The sequence below is a fragment of the Vibrio sabulosilitoris genome, assembly GCF_055391395.1.
This window is the reverse complement of record NZ_AP029599.1, coordinates 1,658,538-1,682,707: the sequence shown is the minus strand read 5'-3', so window position 1 is coordinate 1,682,707 and position 24,170 is coordinate 1,658,538. Positions and strand designations below refer to the sequence as shown.

Annotated in this window: 20 protein-coding genes; 6 read left to right on the top strand and 14 right to left on the bottom strand. The window is 49.5% G+C overall.

The genetic code is table 11. The features are described 5' to 3' along the window. Positions 1–27: 27 nt before the first annotated feature. From ACZ5R2_RS08000 to ACZ5R2_RS07985, 4 genes are all read right to left on the bottom strand, one after another. Positions 28–1,056 (bottom strand): YcjF family protein, encoded by a 1,029-nt coding sequence (locus tag ACZ5R2_RS08000; RefSeq protein WP_464901766.1) that lies wholly within the window; start codon positions 1,054–1,056, stop codon positions 28–30. Further along, positions 1,053–2,429 carry a YcjX family GTP-binding protein gene (locus tag ACZ5R2_RS07995; protein WP_464901765.1) on the bottom strand — a complete coding sequence of 459 codons (1,377 nt, stop codon included), beginning with the start codon at positions 2,427–2,429 and terminating at the stop codon, positions 1,053–1,055. The genes ACZ5R2_RS08000 and ACZ5R2_RS07995 overlap by 4 nt, the downstream gene beginning before the upstream one ends. Before the next feature lie 72 nt (positions 2,430–2,501). Next, complete coding sequence (locus tag ACZ5R2_RS07990; protein WP_438460000.1) at positions 2,502–2,687, bottom strand: hypothetical protein; 186 nt, start codon at positions 2,685–2,687, stop codon at positions 2,502–2,504. A 121-nt stretch (positions 2,688–2,808) separates the two neighbouring features. Then, entirely contained in the window at positions 2,809–4,332 is a 1,524-nt protein-coding gene (locus ACZ5R2_RS07985) for a fumarate hydratase (RefSeq protein WP_464901764.1), read from the bottom strand. Between the two features lie 224 nt (positions 4,333–4,556). Here ACZ5R2_RS07985 and pabB point away from each other — a divergent pair, with 224 nt between their 5' ends. After that, positions 4,557–5,915: an aminodeoxychorismate synthase component 1 gene (gene pabB / locus ACZ5R2_RS07980; RefSeq protein ID WP_464901763.1), complete on the top strand. Its 1,359-nt coding sequence runs from the start codon at positions 4,557–4,559 to the stop codon at positions 5,913–5,915. A gap of 42 nt (positions 5,916–5,957) precedes the next feature. Then, positions 5,958–6,572, top strand: coding sequence for a CoA pyrophosphatase (locus ACZ5R2_RS07975; RefSeq protein ID WP_464901762.1), 615 nt, complete (start codon positions 5,958–5,960; stop codon positions 6,570–6,572). A 99-nt stretch (positions 6,573–6,671) separates the two neighbouring features. On the opposite strand, the gene ACZ5R2_RS07970 is transcribed toward ACZ5R2_RS07975, so the two are convergent. Continuing rightward, complete coding sequence (locus ACZ5R2_RS07970; protein ID WP_464919435.1) at positions 6,672–7,076, bottom strand: amidase family protein; 405 nt, start codon at positions 7,074–7,076, stop codon at positions 6,672–6,674. A 416-nt stretch (positions 7,077–7,492) separates the two neighbouring features. On the opposite strand from ACZ5R2_RS07970, the gene ACZ5R2_RS07965 reads away from it, so the two are divergent. Further along, positions 7,493–8,677, top strand: a complete 1,185-nt coding sequence (locus tag ACZ5R2_RS07965; protein WP_464901760.1) for a hypothetical protein — start codon at positions 7,493–7,495, stop codon at positions 8,675–8,677. 345 nt (positions 8,678–9,022) lie between these two features. Here ACZ5R2_RS07965 and rnd read toward each other — a convergent pair whose 3' ends face one another. The 6 genes from rnd to ACZ5R2_RS07935 form a co-directional block, all read right to left on the bottom strand. Next, entirely contained in the window at positions 9,023–10,144 is a 1,122-nt protein-coding gene (gene rnd / locus ACZ5R2_RS07960) for a ribonuclease D (RefSeq protein ID WP_464901759.1), read from the bottom strand. A gap of 74 nt (positions 10,145–10,218) precedes the next feature. Then, positions 10,219–11,913, bottom strand: coding sequence for a long-chain-fatty-acid--CoA ligase FadD (gene fadD, locus ACZ5R2_RS07955; protein ID WP_464901758.1), 1,695 nt, complete (start codon positions 11,911–11,913; stop codon positions 10,219–10,221). A gap of 95 nt (positions 11,914–12,008) precedes the next feature. After that, positions 12,009–12,899 (bottom strand): alpha/beta fold hydrolase, encoded by an 891-nt coding sequence (locus ACZ5R2_RS07950; protein ID WP_464901757.1) that lies wholly within the window; start codon positions 12,897–12,899, stop codon positions 12,009–12,011. Positions 12,900–12,935: 36 nt separating this feature from the next. After that, the gene (locus tag ACZ5R2_RS07945; RefSeq protein WP_464901756.1) at positions 12,936–13,241 is read right to left on the bottom strand and encodes a chromosome partitioning protein ParA; all 306 of its coding nucleotides are present in this window, start codon (positions 13,239–13,241) and stop codon (positions 12,936–12,938) included. A 59-nt stretch (positions 13,242–13,300) separates the two neighbouring features. Further along, positions 13,301–14,002, bottom strand: a complete 702-nt coding sequence (gene tsaB, locus ACZ5R2_RS07940; protein ID WP_464901755.1) for a tRNA (adenosine(37)-N6)-threonylcarbamoyltransferase complex dimerization subunit type 1 TsaB — start codon at positions 14,000–14,002, stop codon at positions 13,301–13,303. A gap of 8 nt (positions 14,003–14,010) precedes the next feature. Further along, positions 14,011–15,933 (bottom strand): ATP-dependent DNA helicase, encoded by a 1,923-nt coding sequence (locus tag ACZ5R2_RS07935; RefSeq protein ID WP_464901754.1) that lies wholly within the window; start codon positions 15,931–15,933, stop codon positions 14,011–14,013. 306 nt (positions 15,934–16,239) lie between these two features. Between ACZ5R2_RS07935 and purU the strand changes: the two genes are divergently transcribed. Continuing rightward, entirely contained in the window at positions 16,240–17,073 is an 834-nt protein-coding gene (purU, locus tag ACZ5R2_RS07930; protein ID WP_464901753.1) for a formyltetrahydrofolate deformylase, read from the top strand. A gap of 122 nt (positions 17,074–17,195) precedes the next feature. Here purU and ACZ5R2_RS07925 read toward each other — a convergent pair whose 3' ends face one another. Both ACZ5R2_RS07925 and ACZ5R2_RS07920 read right to left on the bottom strand, forming a co-directional pair. After that, positions 17,196–18,269 (bottom strand): beta/alpha barrel domain-containing protein, encoded by a 1,074-nt coding sequence (locus ACZ5R2_RS07925; RefSeq protein WP_464901752.1) that lies wholly within the window; start codon positions 18,267–18,269, stop codon positions 17,196–17,198. A 286-nt stretch (positions 18,270–18,555) separates the two neighbouring features. After that, entirely contained in the window at positions 18,556–19,431 is an 876-nt protein-coding gene (locus ACZ5R2_RS07920) for a radical SAM protein (RefSeq protein WP_464901750.1), read from the bottom strand. Between the two features lie 221 nt (positions 19,432–19,652). Here ACZ5R2_RS07920 and ACZ5R2_RS07915 point away from each other — a divergent pair, with 221 nt between their 5' ends. Beyond that, a complete protein-coding gene (locus ACZ5R2_RS07915; RefSeq protein WP_464919434.1) occupies positions 19,653–19,982 on the top strand; it encodes a PepSY domain-containing protein in 330 nt (109 codons plus the stop codon). A gap of 82 nt (positions 19,983–20,064) precedes the next feature. Here the strand turns inward: ACZ5R2_RS07915 and ACZ5R2_RS07910 are convergent, their stop codons facing one another. After that, complete coding sequence (locus tag ACZ5R2_RS07910) at positions 20,065–22,068, bottom strand: 2,4-dienoyl-CoA reductase FMN-binding domain-containing protein (protein ID WP_464901748.1); 2,004 nt, start codon at positions 22,066–22,068, stop codon at positions 20,065–20,067. Positions 22,069–22,313: 245 nt separating this feature from the next. On the opposite strand from ACZ5R2_RS07910, the gene sppA reads away from it, so the two are divergent. After that, on the top strand, positions 22,314–24,170 hold the full coding sequence (gene sppA / locus ACZ5R2_RS07905; protein WP_464901747.1) for a signal peptide peptidase SppA: 1,857 nt from the start codon (positions 22,314–22,316) through the stop codon (positions 24,168–24,170).

The window sequence follows — 24,170 nt, the reverse complement described above, 5'->3', positions numbered from 1 at the left end:
TTGTTGTCGTACAAGGGGTTAATCTGGTTATTTGATCGTCAATGCCGCAACTTTTGAGACGATTTGCTTACGAATGCTGCCCAAGGTAACCCGTCTACCCTCATGCCATGGCGTCGGCCGCAGTAACTCTATCGACTTAAGGCCTAGGCGCGCGGTTAGGATACCAATACCAAGCCCCTGTCCTGCACGTACCGATAACTTGCCAGCCAAGTCCATCGACATCATGTCCATTGACGCGTCAATCGCCAGTTCACTCGCGCCTGCAGCCGCCATGTTGACAAACACCAGCCTGAGCAGTCGAATTCGCGACCAATAACCCAGCTCGATGCCATACACCTCAGACAGCGCATCAATCATCTTGAGGTTTCGCCATACAACCAACAGCATGTCCGCTGTCGCGAGCGGGCTAATCGCGACCAAGCCAGCCGATTCGGTGGCATGCTTGGTGATCACCTGAACGGCTCTGCGGTCGAGCTGCGTCACCACCATCGCATCATACATCTCGATGATCTCAGTATCACTATGGTGGGCTTTAACCGCATTACGCCAGCGCTCATAGGGCTGATACTCTTCGCGAAGGCCGCTCTTTTGGGCAAGCTTTTGGCAAAACTCAGCGCCTTTGCCGACAGAATCGCCCTTGATCAGTTGCTCGGTTTGCTCTTGAACAGAAAAGTGCCCCCGTAGGCGGCGCAGCTTAAGCCATTCTTTGCTTAGGGCCGCTAGGCCAAAGCCACCTAACACACTGACAAATCCCGCCCAACCGAGGCTCAGCCAATCGCTTGACCCGATCGCCGTAGCCAGGTTATCAATCAGTTGCCATCCCGCCAAACCCACAAAACTGCCCGCTGCAAGCATCGCTGGCCAGCGACGACGTTTTTTCGGCCGGATAATTCCCTCAAGCTCATCGAGCACAGGTGGCTGAGCTGACTCTGAGGTGGTCACGACAAAGGTTTCCTGCTCAGAAAAGTGCTTAGCTTGCTCAAATAGGTGCTGAGTGTCAGACTCGTCGACCGACTGGGCATCTTTATAAATGGTCCGTGGCTGATGCTCTTTCATCGAAGTTTATCTCCAAGCAAATATTGGATCACCTTGTCCATTCTAATATGGCTCAGTGGCTGGTGTTCGACCATGGGCTGTGGCCTAAATGCACTGAAGTGAAACTGGTGATTGCGCCAAAAGTCTCCACCTGGTAATGCTTTAGGAACGCTACCTGGGAATAGGGTCAATGGCTTTCCATCAATATCACAGCCTTTGATCACCGATTGCATCTTACCGTCGGCATAAACATGCCCCGGCTGGGTTGCCTGGATAGACGCGATACTCATGCACTGCATCTCAATGTGCTCAAAGGCCGCCCGCTGCCAGACCGAGTGAATCATATTTTGCAGCAGCGCCACCAACTTGGGGTGCTGCTCCGGAGTAATGTGGTCGGCTTTGGTCGCAACAAACAGAGCTCTATCTATTTTAGGCGCAAACAAGCGTGTCAGAATATTAGCTTGCCCATAACGATAGCTTTGCATAATCTGCTCTAGCGCAAAGCGCATATCTTGAAAGCTCTCACGGCCTTTGTTTAGCGGAGACAGGCAATCCACCAGCACTACCTGACGATCAAACGAAGAGAAATAGTCTTTATAAAAACGCTTGACCACATTAGTCTGATATTGGCGATAGCGAGAGATGAGCATGTCCAGGTTAGAGCCTTTTATCGGTGTATGCCCTGCCGGTATCTTAACTGGGAAAAACTGTAGCACCGGCGCTCCTTTTAAATCGCCCGGTAGCACAAATCGTCCGGGCTGAACCCAGTGGTAACCAGCTTGCTTACACTGATGGAGATAGTCTGTGTATTGCTCACTCAGGTACTGAAGCTGTGATTCATCGGCTGCTGCATCCAAGTCCAGTTGCTCAAGCCCGGCAATCCACTGACCCGACAGCTCGCCGCGCTTACCAGACAAAGGCACAAATTGCCCTGCGCTCCATTGGAAAAAGTCCTGTTCAAGCAAAGGTAAATCTAATAGCCACTCACCCGGATAATCAACGATATCAAGGTACAAGGTAGCGGTTTTCGACACCAGTTTCCGCGCCCTACTGGTCGGGCGATATTTAACCGCAAGGCGAATCTCACTCACATCACGCGTTGGTACTGGCCAGTTTGGTTCACTATTCGTCAATTGCGCCATTGCTTCGTCATAGCCAAACCTTGGCACCATTAGATTGGTTTGCGGAACACGTTTGGCGCCAACCAGTCGCCCGCTACGGGCCGCATCGAGCAGTGGTAGGTTTTCATGAGTGGAAGTGTGTAAAAATTGATTGACCAAGGAGGTGATAAACGCCGTCTTGCCCGCGGTGGATAAGCCGGTCACTGCAACCCGAACATGGGCATCAAGACCACGGTTAACGAGATCGGAAACTTCTCTGGTTAGGCTCTTCATTAATTAGGCTATACCTCTAGCGCAAAAAGCCTCGGAGGGTCCGAGGCTGATTGGGTACTTTTTTACTGCAGATTAATCGTCTTCTATCAGTTTGTATATGACGAACAAGCTGATTTCAAGCAAGACAAACAAGGCGCAGGTTACTGGAACGTACTTTTGTTCAAAAACTGTAATGCCGTGAAGGATCAGGTCGTAGCCGATCAAGCCACCTACGGCAATCGCAATCAAAATTTGTAAGATCTGCACAAAACGTGGCATGCACTACTCCCTTAATTTTCTCGTCTTTCCAATCGGTTACATCAACAGATTAAAGTTAGACCACCCCAATAGAGCTAGCAAGTTCTATTGGGGAATATGGGAGACCACGCAGATCTTTCCCTTAATCTTGCCCCTCTGCTTCTGCAATCTTAACTTTCCAGGTATCGGGACCGATCTGATGCACGTTAACGCCATTTGAGTCAACAGCCACGCTAACTGGCATATCTTCGACTTCAAATTCGTAGATCGCTTCCATACCCAGATCTTCAAATGCCACGACACGTGCTTTCTTAATCGCTTTAGCAACCAGATAAGCCGCACCGCCGACTGCCATCAGGTAGACAGACTTATGCTGCTTTATAGACTCTACCGTCTGAGCGCCGCGCTCGGCCTTGCCAATCATGCCCATAATGCCTGTTTGCTCAAGCATCATATCGGTAAACTTATCCATCCGCGTTGAGGTTGTCGGGCCTGCAGGACCAACCACTTCATCGCCAACGGCATCAACAGGGCCAACGTAGTAGATAAACTTGCCTTTAAGATCCACCCCTTCAGGTAAGCCTTCACCGCTTTCCAGCATCGATTGAATGCGTTTGTGCGCAGCATCGCGACCCGTCAGGATTTTACCTGACAGCAGCAAGGTTTCACCGGTTTGCCACTCTTGAACTTGCTCTTGGGTGAGCGTATCAAGGTTAACTCGGCGTGTGTTTTCACCGGCTTCCCAAGTAATATCTGGCCAATCTTCCAGTTTTGGTGGCGTCAGCTCTGCTGGCCCCGAGCCATCAAGAGTGAAGTGCACATGGCGAGTTGCTGCACAATTTGGGATCATGCAGACCGGCTTTGAGGCAGCATGAGTTGGTGCCGTCTTGATTTTGACATCCACTACTGTAGTTAGGCCACCCAATCCCTGTGCGCCGATGCCCAAACGATTAACACGCTTAAAGATATCCAGCCGCAACTCTTCTTCCGCGTTTTGTGGACCGCGTTCGATAAGCTCGTGAATATCGATGTGCTCCATTAGAGACTCTTTCGCCAGCACCGCGGCTTTCTCGGCAGTACCACCGATACCAATGCCTAGCATACCCGGTGGACACCAGCCCGCCCCCATGCTTGGCAGGGTCTTCTCTACCCACTCAGCAATATCGTCAGATGGGTTAAGCATCACCATCTTGGTTTTGTTTTCACTGCCGCCACCTTTAGCCGCAATCTGAACCTCAACTTTGTCACCCGGGACTAGATTCAGGTGCACTACCGCTGGCGTGTTGTCTTTGGTGTTAATGCGCTTGCCAGCGGGATCTTTAAGGATTGAGGCACGCAGCGGATTATCTGGGTTGGTGTACGCCTGACGCACACCCTCGTCGATCATCTCCTGCAGGGTAATACTGGTATCATCCCACTGAACGCCCATGCCGACATTGACGAAACAGGTGACGATACCTGTGTCCTGGCATATTGGACGATGGCCCTCGGCCGACATGCGGGAGTTAATCAGTATCTGGGCAATTGCATCCTTGGCTGCTTGGCTTTGCTCTTTGTGATAAGCCTGCTCAAGTGCCTGGACGAAATCGAGTGGATGGTAGTAAGAGATGTACTGGAGTGCATCAGCCACACTTGTAATCACATCTTGTTTTTTTATAACCGTCATTGCTTCCCTCTTGCTCAAGTGTTTGTCTCAGAGAGTCTCTATAGACATATTTTGTTTTCAACATCATAGCGACTTCGACGAGCCGTCACTAGATCACAGAGCACATATTCACCGCGGTTTGGACAAAGATGATTATTTTGTGTACCAGCAAGTGGCAATCGCTTGCTATTGTTAAGTACATAGTCAAAAATTGCCGCCACTGTTTTGAATAAGATCACCGCTTCATGCCACACTCGATTGCCAAGCCACAATTTCTCCAGCTCGACTACCACCCACAGCTTGCCACACGCTATTTTGCCACTATCGAAGCACAGCCCTGGGCGATGCTGCTTCGCTCAGCCTCACAAGAGCATATCGATAGTCGCTATGATATTTTGGTTGCGGCCCCTGTAGCGACCGTCACCACGCGTGGCACAGTCAGTGACATCCATGAGCCAACTGGCGAGTCGCAATCAATCGACGACCCCTTTGTATTGGTAGAGCGACTTAGCGAGCGCTATTGCCCATCACTGGAGATCGATACTCACTTACCTTTTGTGGGCGGTGCACTGGGTTATTTTGGCTATGATCTTGGTCGCCGAGTAGAAACAATGCCAGCCATCGCTGAGCATGACCTATCGACGCCTGATATGGCTGTCGGGATTTACGATTGGGCACTGGTGGTCGATCACAAGTTAAAAGCCGCCTACCTGATTGCGCCGGCGCCCGAAGCTCGCTTGAACTGGCTCGAGTCGCAATCATCAGTGACAACAGAGAATTTCAAACGCACCTCCGAGTGGCAGTCCAATATGACGGCGCAAAGCTATAGTGATAAGTTTGCTGCAATCCAAAATTATCTATTGTCCGGTGATTGCTACCAGATCAACCTTGCCCAGCGCTGGCAAACCGACTACCAAGGAAGTGAGTGGCAGGCCTATCAAAAGCTCGAAGCGACAAATGCAGCGCCATTTTCCGCCTTTATTCGCTTGAACGATAGTGTGATCCTGAGCGTCTCTCCCGAGCGATTTATCCAGCTCGATAACTCAGCTATCGAAACTAAGCCAATTAAGGGCACCCGACCACGCAGTGAAGAGCCGATCATCGATAGGCAAAATGCGGATGAGCTGGCGAATGCCGCAAAAGATCAGGCGGAAAATCTGATGATCGTCGACTTGCTGCGCAATGATATCGGCCGAGTGGCCAAACCTGGCAGTGTGCATGTTCCTAAGCTATTTGATATTGAAAGTTTTCCGGCTGTTCACCATCTTGTTAGCACGATTCGCGCACAGCTCGACAGTCAGTACAGCGCCAGTCAACTCCTGCGCGCCTGTTTCCCGGGCGGCTCCATTACGGGTGCACCTAAGATCCGCGCGATGGAAATCATTGAGGAGCTTGAGCCACATCGACGCAATGCCTATTGCGGCAGTATTGGCTATATCAGTCGCCATGGCCAGATGGATACTAGTATTACCATCCGCACCCTAGTTGCTGAAGGCGGGCAACTATACGCATGGGCGGGGGGCGGTATCGTTGCCGACAGCGACTGCGTGAGTGAGTATCAAGAAACTCAGGATAAAGTCAGCCGAATTTTGCCTGTACTATAGTAAACACACGTTAATCCCCAAACTGAAATCAAGGAGAGAGCTATGACAATCACGCGCCAATCACTGTTGACGCATTTTAATCTCTCTCCTCAAAGGGCGTATCATCCACAAACACTAGGGCGACTTGCTCACCTGCCCAGTGATACCTTTCGTCCAGCTGCAGTCCTGATCGGCTTTATCGAGCGGCCCAAGGGACTGTCCATTTTGCTCACTAAGCGAGCCACACATCTACGCCACCATCCAGGCCAAATTAGCTTCCCAGGTGGCAAACAAGATCCTGAAGATGCTTCCCCTACTCATACCGCCCTGCGTGAGACACAAGAAGAGGTCGGCATTCCCAGCCACCTGATCACCCCAATTGGCACCTTGCCACCTCTGCCAACCATCAGTCAGTTCAATGTCACGCCGATTTTAGCCTTCATTGACCCCCACCATCAGCTCAAGATCAACCCAGATGAAGTGGCTGAAGTTGTTGAGGTACCCGTCGTCCACCTACTCAAACGATCTGCACTTCGAACCGCCACCTTTACTATCCAAAACACTGAACATCGACTGTTTGGGATTAGTTTTGAGCATCACTTTATTTGGGGAGTCACCGGCCAGATCTTGCATAACCTCGCCCTCCACCTCTCCTTCATTGATGAGCAATGCAAATAGTTAAACCCATCTCGCGCATCATGGCAGAGATGAAAATAGAGAAAGGTTCGTTGGAATTTATCGTCTTTACCAACTGGATTGAAAACTGATAGGTTGCATTTAGACTGCTTGGGTGAATTTCGTAGAATTCAAAAGTAACTGCTTTACACTGGAGATTAAAAATTCATCTTGATAGAAGCCTGCTGCCACTGACAGTCCAACAGGTGCGTTATCTATATTTGCTATTGGTATCGATATTTCAGGCAGACGACCAACACCAGAAAACGAAGTGATCGACATAGTTCGGTCATAAAAATCTAGCGCTATTTCCATATCCTCAAGCGATTTTTTTAATGGTGCGATCGTGGGTACAGTGGGAAATAAAATCAAATCTCCCTTTTTAATAAACGATAACTTCCTTATGATGGGAGGAAAAAGTAACCATGAGTTTACCAGTAAGAGGACTGAAATCCAGAGTGACTGAAAAAGCATGACAATAGCAGATAGTAAAAATAACACACTCATTACCCAGCTTAAACTCAAGTGGAGTTGCTTTAGATACCTATTAGTATGGGTCATATCGTCAATCTGAACGTAGAATAATGTCAAATAGTCTAGTACTGATCTTAGTAGCAAGCAATTTGGTGAAATGGCGTTGTTCAGCTCTAGCGTAGTTGACATTACACAGATAGGAAAAAGTAAGTCAAATCACCATGATTTAATTGCTTGAGCGTCGCTGGCAAGGAAAAGGGTTAGCCAAAACACACCCTATCCGACTATATCACGACAATGTAATAGCCTTGCCCTTACAGGCGTGCTCCACTACTTGCTAACTAATTAAGTTAGCAAAATGAGACTTCATAAACACTGTAAATTAATGAATTAGGCTAGCCTTACGGTTTGTTATCCTCAGTGTTTATATTTAGCAACGGAGTCCTTTCATGAGCAATGGTCCAATCATCGTATCCCCCGAAAGCGGCGTTCAGAGACTTCAACGAGTCGAGTTGCAAGCAACAGGTATCTACGATGAGAAGTGGTTGCAGAAACTTATCTTTGCTAACGCTGACCTATTACCCTTTTATGAGATTGATGCGGACTATACCGGTGCGGTACCAGTGTGCATGGAGCTTGTCACTAAATCAGGTCGAGTGGACTGCATCTATGTGACGCCATCGGGCCGATTGGTCATCGTGGAAACCAAGCTCTATCGAAATCCTCAATCTCGTAGAGAAGTGATTGGACAGATACTCGATTACGCTAAAGACTTGATGAGTTGGAGCTACGACGAACTTGATAATAAGGTTTGTGCAGTTAATGGTGGTTTATCGCTTATTGAATTGGTTAAGGCAGATGGCCACAAGGTATTAGAAGCCTCGTTCATTGATACAGTACAGCGAAACCTCTCAAAAGGCCGTTTCTTGTTATTGGTAGTAGGCGATGGTATTCGAGAGGGAGCTTTTGCAATAAAGGACTTTCTTAATACTCATGCATCAATGGAGTTTTCCTTTGCCATGGTTGAGGTGCAGATCTTCCACATGCCGGGTGAACAACTACTCGTGAACCCGCAAGTGATGCACAAAACTGAAATTATTGAGCGCCGAGTGATTTCGATTAATCAAGTAAGCAGTGAAGTTACTGAAAAACTGGAATCCACCAACGAGCAAATTGAACTAGCTACCAATAAAAGTTCTAGCCAATCCTACGAGTATTGGAGTGCATTGCTTGATTATCTTGAACTTGAAGACACTAGTATTAGATTACCAACCCCTTCGACTCAAGGGCACTTATGGTTCGAGTTACCACCAAGAGCACACAATAGTTGGATTACAACTTATCGTTCTAAACCCAATGAGGTGGGTGTTTTTGTCAAATTCAGAAAAGACACACTGGGGCAATACTTGTTTGATTATCTATCCGATAGGCGAGAATCGTTGATGTCATTATTGCCGAAGGGCACTGAGTTTATACCAGAGAAGCTAAAAGTCCGCCTACCCACAATCACTCTTGACTGGCAAAACGAAGAATCTTGGAAAGAAGCGTTTGATTTCTACCAGATGCGTTTAAATCAAATCTACCCCGCCGTTAAACCTTTGCTGTTGCAAGCGCTAAATGCATATGACAATTAACGGCGTTTAAACTTTGAGTTGTAAAAAAAAGCGCCAGCTTCATGCCGGCGCAAAAAAGTCTATTATTCAGACTATTTCGGGAAAACGGTTATCGCACGTTTGGCCTGTGCGCGAGTCTAAAACTCTATGTTTGCTGGTGAGGCGATTATGGGTGTTCAGTTTTTGATTGTTATCGCTATTGAGCCTTTTTAGAGTAACCAAACATGACGGCCCCTCACACGTCGCCGAAACTGTAACGAAAGGTTATCGACAACAAGTTGCGTTAGATCAACTCGACACCACAAGGATTACTCAGTCGCGAGTTGATTTAATAAACTGTTAACTAACGCATTGTTCGTGGTTCGTTTAGCGGCCTAACGCCTTGACGAGGCGTTGCTCGAAGCACTGGGCTCGCCAGCCTTTCATCACATCGGGCAGACTCTCGGCTGCCATTTGCTCTTCTTTTACCCAGCGCAAAAACTGATTGAGTTGCTTTTTCGATGCTAGGAACTCGGTCGCAAGGCTAACTTGTTGGCTAACCTTTTTGACTTCATCTTTAAGCAGCTTAAATTCCTGCTTGTACCCTGGCATATCAACGATGCGAGAGACTGGTTTTGGATGCTTGTCTTTAGAAAGCGATTGGGCTTTCTTGACCATAGAGATAATACGCTCGCCATGACGGCGGATTGCTCTCTGGTCAACACCCAACTGCTCCAATCCTTTTAGCGAGGTAATACCACGAATGGCGACATCAAGTAGCTCATTTTCTTTAAACACAAAGTTAAGCGCTAGATCGCGCTTGATTGCTTCTTTATAGCGCCACTTTGCTAACGGCTGCAAGACTGCCAGTTGCTTAGGGCTCAGTTGCCATGCCCCCTTGATATCGCGATACAGAGTGTCTTTATCAATGGTTTTTATGCGCTTAAGTGCCAAGCTTCCCGACTCGTCTGCCGCCGCTTGTTGCCATGGGGTTTGTTCAAGCTTTTCAGCCAGATCGGCATACAGTGGCCAAAGATAGTGAACATCACCTGCTGCGTAATCGAGCTGTTTCTGGGTAAGAGGGCGCGCTGTCCAATCGGTGCGAGACTCAGACTTGTCCAGTTCAATCCCAAGGTATTCGTTGACCAAAGTTGCGAAGCCTGTCGACAGCCCATGGCCTAAAAATGCCGCCATAATCTGCGTATCCATCATTGGCGTTGGCAGGCAGCCTAACTCATTCTGAAACACCTCAAGGTCTTCGCCACAGGCATGCAACACCTTGAGCACACCCGTATCTTGTAGCAACTCAGCAAGCGGCGTCAGGTCCTCAATTTCCAGCGGGTCGATCAACGACAGTTGCTCACCATCAAAGAGCTGAACCAGCCCTAACTTGGGAAAATAAGAACGAACTCTGACGAACTCGGTATCAAGCATCACGGTTTCGGTTTGACGCGCCGCCTTACATACGGCAACCAGCGCTTGATGACTGTCTACGATTTGGTACTTCACTCAACTATCTCTTTGGGGCTAAATAAAAAATGCCAGCGGATTAAGGCTGGCATTTTATCAGATTGAACAGCGAATTACGCGGACTGTTTTTTGGCTAACTCAGCGTCATTCTCTTCACGAAGCACGCGACGCAGAATTTTACCCACGTTGGTCTTTGGCAGATCTTCTCTAAATTCAACCAGTTTCGGCACCTTATAGCCCGTCAAGTGCTGACGACAGTGAGCGATCACTTCTTCTTTGGTCAAGCTTGGGTCACGCTTCACCACATAAATCTTCACCAGCTCGCCAGAGACTTCATGTGGCTGACCGATAGCGGCAACCTCAAGCACCTTACCGTGCAGGGCAACCACGTCTTCAATCTCGTTCGGGTAAACATTAAAGCCCGAGACCAAGATCATGTCTTTCTTACGATCAACGATATGCAAGAAGCCCTCTTCATCAAACTTAACGATATCGCCTGTGGATAGCCATCCCTCTGGATTGATCACCTCTTTGGTCGCCTCTGGGCGCTGCCAGTAACCCTGCATTACCTGAGGGCCACGCACTTGTAGCTCACCCACCTCTGTATTAGGTAGTGGATTGCCTTCGTCGTCGATGATACGCACCTCGGTAGATGGTACAGGCAGGCCAATCGAGCCGTTGTACTCAACAAGGTCATGAGGGTAAGCTGCCACCAATGGTGAACACTCGGTTAACCCATAACCTTCTAGCAGATAACAACCCGTGGTATTTTTCCATTTTTCCGCGACAGCGCGCTGCACCGCCATACCGCCACCCACGGCTAAGCGTAGGTTGCTAAAGTCCAGCTCATGGAAGTCTTCGTTGTTTACCAGTGCATTGAATAGGGTGTTTACCCCGGTGATCGCAGTAAATGGGTGCTGCTTAAGTTCTTTGATAAAGCCTGGGATATCGCGCGGATTAGTGATCAGCAGGTTGCGGCCGCCCATCTCGATAAACAGGAGGCAGTTCACCGTCAAAGCAAACACGTGATACAACGGCAGAGCCGTCACCACTAGCTCACGACCTTCAGACAGTACCGGACCATAGGCACCTTTGGCTTGCATCACGTTGGCAATCATATTGCGATGGGTCAGGATAGCGCCCTTTGCTAACCCCGTTGTGCCGCCGGTGTATTGCAAGAAAGCAATATCGTCTCCAGACATAAATGGCTTAACGTACTGCAGGCGACGGCCTTTGTGCAGCGCCTTACGCATTGAAATGGCGCCCGGCAAGTTGTACTTGGGTACCATGCCTTTGACGTACTTCACCACGAAGTCAACAATGGTGCCTTTCGCGCGCGGCAGCATCTGACCAAGGCTGGTCAGTACCACGTGTTTGATTGGTGTGTTCTCAACCACCTGCTCAAGGGTATTGGCAAAATTAGACACGATGACGATCGCTTTGGCATCGGCATCGTTTAGCTGGTGTTCAAGTTCACGAGGAGTGTACAGCGGGTTAACGTTAACGGCGATCATGCCTGCGCGCAACACACCAAACAGGGCTACTGGATACTGAAGAAGGTTAGGCATCATCAGAGCGACGCGATCACCCTTTTTCAGTTTAAGCTCGTTTTGCAGGTAAGCGGCAAACGCGCGGCTACGCTCTTCAAGCTTGCGAAATGTCATGATTGAGCCCATGTTCATAAACGCAGGTTGATCCGCGTATTTCTGCACAGACTGCTCGAACATCTCTACCAGTGATGTGTACTGGTCAGGGTTAATTGTCTCGGGTACATCGCTTGGGTAGCGAGAAAGCCAAGGTTTATCCACGTTAAAACTCCTCGTTATTAGTACAGTTGTTATTATAAGGCGCGCTATTACACCATAGTCATCGATGCTCAGCACCTAGGGGTTAAACAACCGTTTTAAATTTTGTTAACTATGCCAGAAATTATTTCGGCTACTCGTTGGGGCGCTTGCAAGTGGCAGTGGTGCCCGCCTTCAATGGTGTCTATCTGCTGTTGATCAAGATAGCCTATCCACTGGCGAGTGAGAGCTTGATAGCCTTCACTGCCCAAAATAATCTGCCATGGGCACTCAATACTGCGGGCAATCGCATCAGCGTGTGCGGGCGTCATACGATAGATCGACTCCGCCATCAAACGGCGATCATGACGCCAATACCAGCGACCTTGTCGACACACAGTGCCGCGTTCAACAATCGGCGCAATCAATGCCTCTTCAAGTTTATTCACTTGGCTACGCCGAGAGATTGCACTTTGCAAGTTGCTGATACTTTTGACAGGTTTTGCCTCGATCCGCTGGCGACTGACTATCGCACTGCGAATTCGCTTGGCATGCTGGTCTGGCTCCTCTGAGAGTGGCAGTACGCCCTCAATTTGGACTAAGCCAGAAACCTGTTCTGGAAATGCAGCGCAGTAGCAAGCTGCTAGCAATGCCCCCAGTGAATGACCGACGAACCAACAACCTGTCGCTGACAATTTACACACCAGCTGTGAAATATCGTGTAGATAATCGTGGAAGTTGTAGTATTGTCCTAGCAATTTGTGGTCTGACCACCCATGACCGGGTAAATCGACAGCAATTATGCGCAAATTCGGCTGAAGTTTGACCAGGCACTCTATAGTAGAGTTGAAGCTGGCAGCATTATCGAGCCAACCATGGAGAAAAATCAGTGTGGTTGGCGACTCAGTCTGGGCGCTGGGTGCGTACTCTCGATAACAGAGCTTGCCCCACTCCAGAGTCACAACCGACTCTTGCAGCAAATCGGACGGGCCGTGCATTTGGTCGGACATAGAAAGTCCCTTGTTGTGATTAAATTGCATCGAGAGTTAGATGTAGATATCGACACCAATCAGGTTCGATAGTTCTTCTTTACACGCTTGATTCATCACATCCATGTACTCTTCCATCGCCTTGCGCCCGCGACCTCGTGGCAGATCATATTGGATATGGGCGCGATTAAGATCCGACTCGTTAAGGTGCCGGATCGAATGTGATACCGCATTGGCGACTTTGCTTGGTTGACCAACGGTGGCCTTGTCCTGTGACTTCTGAACCTTTTGCTTGTTCTTTGCCTTGTCGACCTTATTGCGATTGGATATCGACTGTACGGGCAATCCACCGATGGAAACCATTAAAAATCCTTAATTTAATAGCCTGAGTTCAATCGCCTAGCTGGCGCCAAGCGAGGAGCTTATTCGCGACCTGGAAGTTTCTTCCATGCCACGGTATCACGTAAGTAAACCGGGCTGGCCTGCTCGGCATCGACCGTGTTGCCTTTTTCCAGCTCATACTTAGCCAACAGCACCATATCTTGCGCATCTGGGTGGAGTACATCACTGCGAGTGCGAGTAATCGACAAATCAGCCAGTTGGTCAGCATACGCCTGCCAACCGGTGCCCGCCTCATACCAGTTATGCTCTGAGTCACTGACAACGTCAGCTAGCTCCGCCGGTGGGATCACGCACTCTGGCATCACTTCCTGCCAATCGCCATTGCTCATACGGCTAAACTGGCCCCAGTACACCTCGCTCATTCGAGCATCGATGGCCACAGCTGCGTGCTCAACACCATGGCGGCGGAAAGTGGCCTGTGCCATTGCTTTAAGGGTAGAGATACCAATCATCGGCAAATCTGCACCAAAGCCAAGCCCCTGGGCAATGCCAATGCCTATACGTACCCCAGTAAAGCTGCCAGGGCCGCGACCAAACGCCAATGCATCGAGGTCAGTCAGGGCAACACCCGCCTCAGCTAACACTTCATCCACCATCGGCAAGACTTTTTTGGTGTGGTCACGCGGAGCCACCTCACTACGGCTATAGATTTTGTCGTCAATCATCAGTGCAACTGAACAGTTTTCCGTTGCGGTGTCTACAGCAAGTATTTTCATGCTCATGGGTATCTCTAACTATTGGGTTCTTTTACGGTTAAAAAATCCGTAATGATTTTAAGATCGCGCGTTCTCGGAATGGGTGGCAAGCTGGAGAGAAAAATCCCGCCATAATCACGCGTGACCATCCGGTTATCACACAAGATAAGTGCACCACGATCTTTTTTGTCTCTGATCAGACGCCCTACCCCCTGTTTAAGGGTGATCACGGCGTCTGGGATCTGCACATCTCGAAACGGGTCTCCCCCTTTGAGGCGGCAATCCTCAATTCGTGCCTTTAGCAACGGATCATCCGGTGCAGTAAAGGGTAATTTATCAATAATAACACAGCTTAACGTATCGCCCCTAACATCAATCCCCTCCCAAAAGGCCCCAGTTGCGACCAAAAGGGCATTCCCCAGCTCCATAAACTCATTGAGCGTCTTTTGCTTGGTGGTCTCACCTTGCATCAGCACGGGTATGTCGAGGCTGTCGCGAAAGCCCTCGGTCAATTCACGCATCATCGAATGGGAAGTGCAGAGGAAAAAGCAGCGCCCTTGGTTATGTTCAATCACAGGCGTTAATAGCTGGACTAACTTAGCGGCCAGACCGGGACTGTTTGGCTCTGGTAAGTATCTTGGTACACAAAGACGCGCTTGCTCAGCGTAATCAAACGGGCTTGGGAGTGAAAACTGGCGCTTCGGCTTGAGCCCGAGCCGCTCGGAGAAATGATCAAAGCTGCCATCTACCGCGAGGGTCGCTGAGGTAAAGATCCACGCCCCAGATTTAGCTTCAATCTGCTCATAAAACTTATCGGCTACCGACAGCGGAGTGATATGCAGGGCAAAGTGGCGCGCTGTGGTCTCATACCAGTAGCTATAACCTGTGATGGAGACATCACACACACGCTCGATGCGATTAGCCACTGTGGTAGCGCGCTCAAAGGCGGCATCAAGGATTTGACTGCGGCCCAAGGCAAGCTTGAGCACCTCAAGCGCGAAATCGAGCGAATCTGTTAGCCTTGCGATAGCGCGACTTATTGCCGGCGAGGCCACCGCTTCACGCCAATTGCCGCGAAAGCTCGCATCGCCTAGGTTCAGTCGCAGCTCCATCGCGGCCTGCTGCAGTTGCTCTGCGACTTTGCTAAGCTGCTTCATGTCCTTAGCTTCGGTGCGATAGCCAATCTCAATATCTTTGGCTAGCTCATGGATCATGCGGCTTGAAACACTTTGACCAAAGTACTGGCTGGCAATATCGGGGATCTGATGCGCCTCATCAAAGATAAACACTTCGGCCTCAGGGATCAGCTCACCAAACCCGGTCTCCTTGATGGCTAAGTCGGCCATAAACAGGTGGTGATTCACCACCACCACATCGGCATCCATCGCCCGCTTGCGCGCCTTGAGCACAAAGCAATCGGTGTAGCTTGGGCACTCTTTGCCCAAGCAGTTATCATTGGTGGAGGTAATTGTGGGAATAATCGGGCTGTCTTCGGCAATATCGTCACACTCACCGAGGTCACCACTCTTGGTGCTAGATGCCCACGAACGGACTTTGACTAGCTGGCTCAACGTATCACTCTCGACTTGAATACTGTGCACCTCCACCATTTGTCGGCTGAGGCGATCAAGACACAGGTAGTTGGCTCGGCCTTTAAGCAGGGCGACTGCGCCAAAAAAGCCTAGGGATTCAACCATTAATGGTAAGTCGCGGTGAAAGAGCTGCTCTTGAAGGTTCTTTGAACCGGTACTGATGATGACCTTTTTGCCACTCATCAGCGCAGGGACTAAGTAAGCAAACGTCTTACCGGTACCGGTACCCGCCTCAACCACCAATTGGCTTTGCTCGGCAATCGCTTCCTGCGTGGCTTTGGCCATGTCTATTTGCGGCTGTCTGGGTTGAAAGCCGGGAATCGCTTTACCTAGCGCGCCTTGCGCAGAAAACGTTTTTTCAATCATCGGTCGTATCGGGTCATCAATTTGGCGCCATTATCGCAGCTTTCCTTCTCTCGATCACTAGCTACAAGTCTCTAAGATCAGGCGATTGCCTTGCGCGCACACAGGCCTTTTGCACCAAGATAGTGCTATTTACTCAGAAACTTAGGTTGAAAATCACCCCAGAATCGATCAATTATTAGGGTCAATAACGGCAAGTCTCTTCTTACCGTGCTGCTTGGGCGTCCTACGACCCCGACCACCAGCACGTCGCGAGCCTACTCGCGCCTGCCGCAAGGAATATCAATTAATCATGGAAGTACTCGATAGATGGAAAAGAAAACCCTGTTGACCCACTGCAGTGATGCGCCGGGACTTATCTCAAAGATCACCAATATCTGTTACAAGCATCAGCTCAACATCATCCACAACAACGAATTTGTTGATAACACCAGTGGGCACTTCTTCATGCGCACTGAGCTAGAGGGTTATTTTAACGACCAAACCTTCCTTGCTGACCTAGACCAAGCACTGCCCGATGGTGCCAATCGCAAATTGATTGGTTCAACGCGCAAAAAAGTGGTGATCTTGGTGACCAAAGAGGCCCATTGCTTGGGTGATATCCTGATGAAGACCTATGATGGCTCGCTAGATATCGATATTGCTGCCGTGGTAGGTAACTACGATACGCTCCAGTCACTGACTGAAAAATTTGATATCCCCTATCACCACGTTAGTCATGAAGGGCTTAATCGTGAAGAGCATGAGCAAGCGGTGCTTGAGGTGATTGAGCAGTATCAACCTGATTATCTAGTGCTGGCAAAGTACATGCGCGTGTTAACCCCGGGCTTTGTCGAAAAGTATCACCACAAGATCATCAATATCCACCACAGCTTCCTGCCGGCGTTTATCGGCGCGAAACCGTATCAGCAAGCCTATGAGCGCGGCGTTAAGATCATTGGCGCCACGGCGCACTTCGTGACTAATGACTTAGATGAAGGCCCGATCATCAAACAAGACGTGATCCCAGTTGATCACAACTTCAGCGCCAAAGATATGGCCCAGGCTGGACGTGATGTAGAGAAAAACGTGCTGAGTAAGGCTCTGAATAAGGTCTTGAATGACCACGTGTTTGTCTACGGGAATAAGACAGTCATCCTGTAACTGGCTCGCCACAGTATCGAAAGGGAATATCGAAAGGAAATACAGAGAATAAGTGATTGGTGCCAAGCACTTAGCACCAATCACTTCAATAATTAACCGCTAATCTGGGTTAAAGGTGGGGTTTATTTGTACTGGTGGAATTTCTGCGCCAGGTACGGGTCCCACATTGCCGCTGTTGCACTCATCACCAAGTCAGCGCCCATGTCTAGTCGACGGTGCAGATCTTCAGCGTTCATCATGCCGCCTACTGAACAGATAACAAAGTCATCTTTCCACTTAGTGCGCAGGTTGATAAGGTTTTGTGTCACCTCTTCAGCCAAGTCACCAATCGCAAAACCACAGGTACCGCTTGATAGGCGTCCTTCACCTGGTAAAGCCGCAACGCCATCTGGAGTGATAACTTTACGTGGGATGGTGTTGATTGCCGCAAAGCCATCAACATAAGGGCGGTTGGCTTCAATCACTTTCTCAAGCTGCTCAGCTGGCATCCAACCAAGTTTGATCATTAGTGGCGTGTCACCGATAGACTCGCGGATCTTCTTAGAAACCAGCGCAGAGTTTTCTGGATCTGAGAACAGAGCACCCTCTTTGCTACCACCTAGGTTAGGACAAGAGTAGTTAACCTCGATAACTTTTGCGCCCGCTTCTTTTGCCATTGCAGACACGTAGCCGTAATCTTCAACCAAGTCACGCTCAGCCAGACCTGGCGTACCGTTCACCGATACCACCATTAGCTGGCCTTGACCCATTTTGCGGTTGCCCTCTTCAATGTCCTTCATCCAAACCGATGGCGCTAGTGATGGCACACCAAAAGAGTTGGTGATGGTAATTTTCTCATCCAGAGAAGGACGAGCACCTGGGTGGATTTCTGAGTTGATCTCAAGGTTGTTAAACTGCTTGTCAGTATCTAGGAAGACACAGTTTGGCGCTGGGTGACAGGCGCGCTCGACACTTCGCACAGTTTTATATACTGGGATATCAAAGCCAAGCTGCGCGTAAACATCACACCAGTGGCTGTTTAGCAGTGGACCGGCGGGTACGCCAAGGCGTGAGTTCACCTCAAAATCGAACACCTTTTGTGTTTGCTTGATCGCAGGACGAGCTGGCATCTCACCATTAAAGAAAGGACCGTTTTGGTAGTTATCCTCGTAGGTCTTGAGAATATCATAGAGTTCGAACTGGGTTGGAGTAGTCATCGGAAGCCTCATACTGCGTGTGCCAAAAATAAATTGTGCAGATTCTACAGTTTATGACCGCCATTGAACATAGTGATTTTAAGCCCACACTAAAATTAAGGTTCAAAAGTATCCAACCAGCACGCAAACGGTTGCTCTGTGAGCAATTCCGTTGATGTAGGCCATATGTCTGTGCGGGAATTCCTGATGATTGATAGGGTATTTAGCCAAGAAACGAAAAAGGGGCTGACTATCGCCAGCTCCTACTATGTCAATAATGTGAATTAATTCGGATCGCGCGCATCACCTACCAAGCATACGTCTCAATCACATTCTTCTTCGCCATCGGATTGTGTTGGATGTGCTTGTTGATGTTGGCCAGAAACGGCTCTCTGGCCTCTGGCCACACGCCACGCATGCTGGCGATATTATTGCCGTGATCGCCCCAATAGAAACACGGAAAGTCCTCCATGTTTTCTAGCAGGTACTTTTCTTCTTCCAAGATTTGCAGCGGCGTTGGCAGAATAAACTCGCCGTTTTCCACCTCACGCTCGAGTTGGCTACCCGGTTGCACAGCTAGCGCCATTGGTGCAATCGCATCAGGGCGAATAATATTAAGCAAGCTAGTGGTATTAACCGCATGCTCTTTAGAACGCTCACGACCACCGAGGCCGAAGATAAACGATGCCAGCACCTGGATATCCGCCTCGCGCGCCATCTCCATACCTTTGATCGCATGCTCACGGGTCATCCCTTTTTTAATTCGCTCAAGCACGATCGGATCGCCTGACTCGAGGCCCGAGTATGCTGTGGTTAGACCGGCTGAACGGATCTCTTTTAACTCGGTAACGCTCTTGCGGCGGAAATCATTAAAGCCAGAGTACAAGGCTAAGTGTTTTAGCTCTGGAAAGGTCACTTTGATCTGATCAAGGATCGCAATCAGCTTATCGGTGCGCATTGCCATCACGTTACCATCGATCAAAAAGATCGACTCGACTTTCGGGTAGATCATCCGGGCCTCGGCAATATCTTTAAAGATATCGTCCAGATCACGCACCTTAAACCGCTTATCGTCAAACATGGTACAGAACGTACACTGGTTGTTACTACAGCCCAGAGTCGTTTGAATTAAAACACTCTCGGCTTCCATCCAAGGACGATAAATTTTACCTTCATAATGCATGTTTGGCTCCTCAGCTTGGTGCAACATTCGACCGCCAAAGCTTAAACTCATCAGCCGCTGTTTATAATGGGGCGATTTAATAAATCAGTTTTTCGTTTTTATGAACAATCGACCCTCATTAGTCAAAACTAATGAAAATAGACTGGATGAATCGAGGAACCTCGCGTTACTGCCTTGATCGTCTAGACTATCAAGACTTTCACCAGTGTTTGGGAGATAAAATGAGACACGTTTTGGTTTTGCTTGGGAGCGTATTGAGTGTTGGCACTCTTCCAGCTCTCGCCAGTCAGGAGCCTGATCTTATCAGCGAGCAGGAAGCGATTACCGCTGCCCTTGCTGAGGTGGGCGTCGAGGTATTAGGCATCCGTTTTGATCAGCCCGACACACAATGGGATATGTTTATTCGCCTCAATGATACGGCCTATGAAATTGAAGTCGACGCCGCAACGGGGGCAATAGTGGCCGCCGAGCAAGAGAGCTTGGCTGAGATACAGGCTGAGCTCTCTGGCGATCTGTCCCATGAGGGTGTTGAAGGTGACGTTGACCCCTGAATCATCGACAGCAAACGTAACACTCTGGGGGAGCGCTTGAAGTCGTGTCACAACAAGCAAACAACAGGGATGTCCACCGTGGCTAGAGCTTAATCGCCAACTCGACCCCCTGCTTAATCGCCCGAACAGCATCAAGCTCGCCAGCGACATCAGCACCACCGATGACATGTACGCGTTCGCTTAGCTCTTGCCACCGAGCCTCGAAGGGCCGCACCGATTCTTGGCCAGCACACACCACCACCATGTCCGCATCCAGTAACTTCTGCTCTCCACCTAGCATGATATGCAGTCCGTGTTGATCGAGCTTTTCGTAGCTGACCCCACCGATAAGGTTGACACCGCGCAGCTCAAGTGTTCGCCGATGTATCCAGCCAGTAGTTTTACCTGGTCCCTTACCCACTCTGCCCTTGCGTCGTTGCAGCAGCCAAACCGTTTTATCTGAGATCGGCTCGGGAAACGGATAGATCCCCCCCGGCTGCTCCATCTGACGGTCAATCCCCCACTCCTGCAGCCAATCATCGAGGTTCTGGCTTGGCGGCTCGGTCAGCATACTGGCAACATCCACGCCTATCCCTCCCGCGCCAATGATGGCGATCTTATCGCCCTTGTAGGTTTTCTCTCGAATCAGAGTTTGGTAATCAACCACTTTATCCGAGCCCTCTAGGCCATTAAAAGCAATCTTGCGTGGTTTAACGCCCGTGGCAAACACGACCTCGTCATATTTTTTGAGCTGTTCAAAATCCGCTTCAGTATCAAGGAGCAGATTAACACCGGTCTGCTCAATACGATTGGCAAAGTATCGGATTGTCTCGCGAAACTCCTCTTTACCGGGGATCTGCATCGCTAGGCGAAATTGCCCTCCGATCCGGTCACTGTGCTCGATTAGATCGACGACATGTCCCCGCTCGGCCAAAATCGTAGCGCAAGCAAGACCCGCCGGGCCCGCTCCCACTACAGCAATGGTTTTTCTCTCAGTAACCGGCTCTACCTTAAGCTCAGACTCGCGGCAGGCCAGTGGATTGACCAAACAACTGGCCGCCTTGCCGACAAACACATTATCCAAACAGGCTTGATTACAACCAATGCAGGTGTTGATCAGATGGCTTTGATTCTGCTCTGCTTTCGCAACGAAATAAGGGTCAGCCAAGAAGGGCCTAGCCATTGACACCATATCCGCCTGACCTGAGGCTAGGATCCGCTCCGCTTCATCCGGTGTATTGATCCGATTACAGGTGACAATGGGTATCGAGACATAGGGTTTTACCTTCTCCGTCACCCAGGTAAACGCTCCGCGTGGCACTTGGGTGGCAATCGTTGGTATCCGTGCCTCGTGCCAACCAATCCCGGTATTCAAAATGGTGACACCGACTTTTTCTAACTCTTGCGCTAATTCAATAACGTCATCAAACGTGCTGCCTTGCTCGACTAAGTCGAGCATCGACAAGCGAAAGATAATAATGAACTCCTCACCAACGGCTTGTCGAATCGCTTTGACAATTTCCAATGGCAAGCGCATGCGTTTTTGATAACTGCCACCCCACTCGTCATAACGCATGTTGGTCCGCTTACACAAAAACTGATTAATCAAATAGCCCTCTGAGCCCATAATTTCTACGCCGTCATAATCGGCCAACTTGGCAAGTGCTGCGCTATTGGCAAAATCATCGATTGTGGCGCGGATTTGCCGTGGACTCATCTCACTTGGGGCAAAACGGGCGATTGGCGCTTTTATTGCTGAAGCACTTTGAGCAAAGGGGTGCATAGCATAGCGCCCAGCATGGAGTAGCTGCAGAGCAATTTTGCCTTGGTGTCGGTGCACCGCCTCTGTGATGACCTTATGTGCCGCGGCGTGTTTTGGTTTGCTAAATTCCGCGCTCAACGGATGCAGGCGCCCACGCAGATTGGGCGAAAAGCCTCCGGTTACAATCAAGCCTACTCCCCCCTTTACCCGCTCTTCGTAAAAGGCAGCCAGCTTGTCTAGCCCCTGCTTATGCTCTTCAAGCCCGGTATGCATTGAGCCCATCAAGACTCGATTACGTAATTGAGTAAAACCAAGGTCTAATGGCTGGAGTAGATTGGGATACATACTTGCCTCACTCATAACGTAGTAATGATGCTCACCCGATCGTACGGATACTGGATGGGTAAATTTATTATTGTGGTCTGACCAGAATAGGCGGTGAAGATCTGAATATCAAATATCCACTCACAACTATGCAACATGCATCAAGGTTCATTTTTGGACTAAAGTTGTTAGAAAGCATAGGTTAACGTAGGATTAGGGCTGCTCTCCCTGTACTCACAGGATGCGAACCTAACTGTGGAGAAACAATGAAAACTTTGTTCAAGTTCATCGGCAAAATACTCAGAGGCTTGTGGAAGACCATCACCTTTATTCGGGTGGCGATTTTAAACCTGTTCTTCCTCGCGGTGATTGCTGTCGTCTTTTTTACCTTTCAACAAGCAGACCAGGTCACTGCGACGCCGACCGTCGAGCAGCCGTCTGCTTTGGTCATGAACCTGTCCGGCCCGATTGTAGAGAGTCGCTCTTACATCAATCCGATGGATTCGATCACTGGGTCGTTTTTTGGCGCAGACATGCCAAGAGAAAACGTTCTTTTTGATATCGTTGATACCATTCGTCACGCTCAAGAAGATAACCAGATCACTGGCATCGTCTTAGCGCTGCAAGAAATGCCGGAAACCAACTTAACCAAACTCCGCTACATCGCCAAGGCTTTGGCTGAGTTTAGCGCCTCAGGTAAGCCGATCTACGCGGTTGGCAGCATCTATAATCAAAGCCAATACTATCTAGCTAGTTACGCCGATAAGGTATTTCTCGCGCCGGATGGCGGGGTGATGCTCAAAGGGTACAGCGCTTACAATCTGTACTACAAAGAACTGCTGGAGAAACTTGACGTCAATACTCATGTATTCCGCGTTGGTACTTACAAGTCTGCGATTGAGCCTTTTATCCGCGACGATATGTCTGATGAAGCCAAAGAGTCTGCAGGTCGTTGGCTAAGCCAAATGTGGGGCGCCTACGTTGAAGACGTTGCGACCAATCGCGACATTGAGCCACAAAGCCTGACACCATCAATGGAACAGCTGTTAGAAATGATGCGCGAAGTGAATGGTGACATGGCAACGCTGGCGCTCAATATGGGGCTGGTTGATGAACTAGCCACCCGTCAGCAAATTCGACAGCAGATGGCAGACGTGTTTGGTGCCAAAGGCAGTGACAGTTATAACGCGATCAGCTACTACGAGTATCAAACTACCTTGTTTGATACCTTCTCTAGCGCTGCGAACGATATCGCCGTAGTGGTAGTCAGCGGTGCGATTATGGATGGTCGCCAACAACGTAATCGTGTTGGTGGTGACACAACCGCTGCCTTGCTACGCCAAGCCAGAAACACGGAATCCGTCAAAGCGGTGGTGCTTCGGGTTGACAGTCCTGGAGGCAGCGCATTTGCCTCAGAGGTGATCCGGAATGAGATCCTCGCTCTGCGCGAAGCCGGTAAGCCTGTAGTGGTCTCAATGTCCAGCTTAGCTGCCTCTGGTGGCTATTGGGTGGGTATGAATGCCGATAAGATTCTCGCCCAGCCGACGACATTAACCGGCTCGATTGGGGTGTTTAGCGTGATCACTACCTTCGAGGATGGTCTGAATAATCTTGGCATCAGCACCGATGGTGTTGGCACCTCACCATTTTCAGGTGTGGGTATCACTACCGGGCTTAGTGATGGCGCGTCACAAGCTATTCAGCTGGGTGTCGAGCACACCTACAATCGCTTTACTGATCTCGTCAGTGAAGGACGCGGAATAGACTCAAGCGAAATGGAAAACATTGCCGAAGGTCGTGTGTGGACAGGCTATGATGCAATGAATCTTGGCCTGGTCGATCAAATGGGTGATTTTGACGATGCCATTGCCAGCGCGGCTCAATTGGCTGAGCTCGACGACTACAACATCGATTGGGTACGTAAACCACTGCCGCCGCTACAAGAGTTTTTGCAAGAAATGTTTAACCAAGTCTCGCTTGGTGTGTTAGACAGCCTCGGTGTCCAACTGCCTGACGCACTGAGTCCAATCACTGAGCAGGTAGCAAGCGACGTGAGTCTGCTCAACAGCATGAATGACCCTAAAGGGCACTATGCGCTGTGTCTGAATTGTAACCTGCTTTAA

Bases quoted from the DNA above. Each gene is read 5' to 3' on its own strand.
- purU (WP_464901753.1), top strand. From the start codon at position 16,240: ATGGAAAAGAAAACCCTGTTGACCCACTGCAGTGATGCGCCGGGACTT.
- ACZ5R2_RS07965 (WP_464901760.1), top strand. From the start codon at position 7,493: ATGAGCAATGGTCCAATCATCGTATCCCCCGAAAGCGGCGTTCAGAGA.
- ACZ5R2_RS07975 (WP_464901762.1), top strand. From the start codon at position 5,958: ATGACAATCACGCGCCAATCACTGTTGACGCATTTTAATCTCTCTCCT.
- pabB (WP_464901763.1), top strand. From the start codon at position 4,557: ATGCCACACTCGATTGCCAAGCCACAATTTCTCCAGCTCGACTACCAC.
- tsaB (WP_464901755.1), bottom strand. From the start codon at position 14,002: ATGAGCATGAAAATACTTGCTGTAGACACCGCAACGGAAAACTGTTCA.
- ACZ5R2_RS08000 (WP_464901766.1), bottom strand. From the start codon at position 1,056: ATGAAAGAGCATCAGCCACGGACCATTTATAAAGATGCCCAGTCGGTC.
- ACZ5R2_RS07925 (WP_464901752.1), bottom strand. From the start codon at position 18,269: ATGACTACTCCAACCCAGTTCGAACTCTATGATATTCTCAAGACCTAC.
- ACZ5R2_RS07990 (WP_438460000.1), bottom strand. From the start codon at position 2,687: ATGCCACGTTTTGTGCAGATCTTACAAATTTTGATTGCGATTGCCGTA.
- ACZ5R2_RS07995 (WP_464901765.1), bottom strand. From the start codon at position 2,429: ATGAAGAGCCTAACCAGAGAAGTTTCCGATCTCGTTAACCGTGGTCTT.
- ACZ5R2_RS07985 (WP_464901764.1), bottom strand. From the start codon at position 4,332: ATGACGGTTATAAAAAAACAAGATGTGATTACAAGTGTGGCTGATGCA.
- ACZ5R2_RS07970 (WP_464919435.1), bottom strand. From the start codon at position 7,076: ATGAGTGTGTTATTTTTACTATCTGCTATTGTCATGCTTTTTCAGTCA.
- ACZ5R2_RS07950 (WP_464901757.1), bottom strand. From the start codon at position 12,899: ATGTCCGACCAAATGCACGGCCCGTCCGATTTGCTGCAAGAGTCGGTT.
- ACZ5R2_RS07935 (WP_464901754.1), bottom strand. From the start codon at position 15,933: ATGATTGAAAAAACGTTTTCTGCGCAAGGCGCGCTAGGTAAAGCGATT.
- ACZ5R2_RS07915 (WP_464919434.1), top strand. From the start codon at position 19,653: ATGAGACACGTTTTGGTTTTGCTTGGGAGCGTATTGAGTGTTGGCACT.
- ACZ5R2_RS07945 (WP_464901756.1), bottom strand. From the start codon at position 13,241: ATGGTTTCCATCGGTGGATTGCCCGTACAGTCGATATCCAATCGCAAT.
- sppA (WP_464901747.1), top strand. From the start codon at position 22,314: ATGAAAACTTTGTTCAAGTTCATCGGCAAAATACTCAGAGGCTTGTGG.
- ACZ5R2_RS07910 (WP_464901748.1), bottom strand. From the start codon at position 22,068: ATGTATCCCAATCTACTCCAGCCATTAGACCTTGGTTTTACTCAATTA.
- ACZ5R2_RS07920 (WP_464901750.1), bottom strand. From the start codon at position 19,431: ATGCATTATGAAGGTAAAATTTATCGTCCTTGGATGGAAGCCGAGAGT.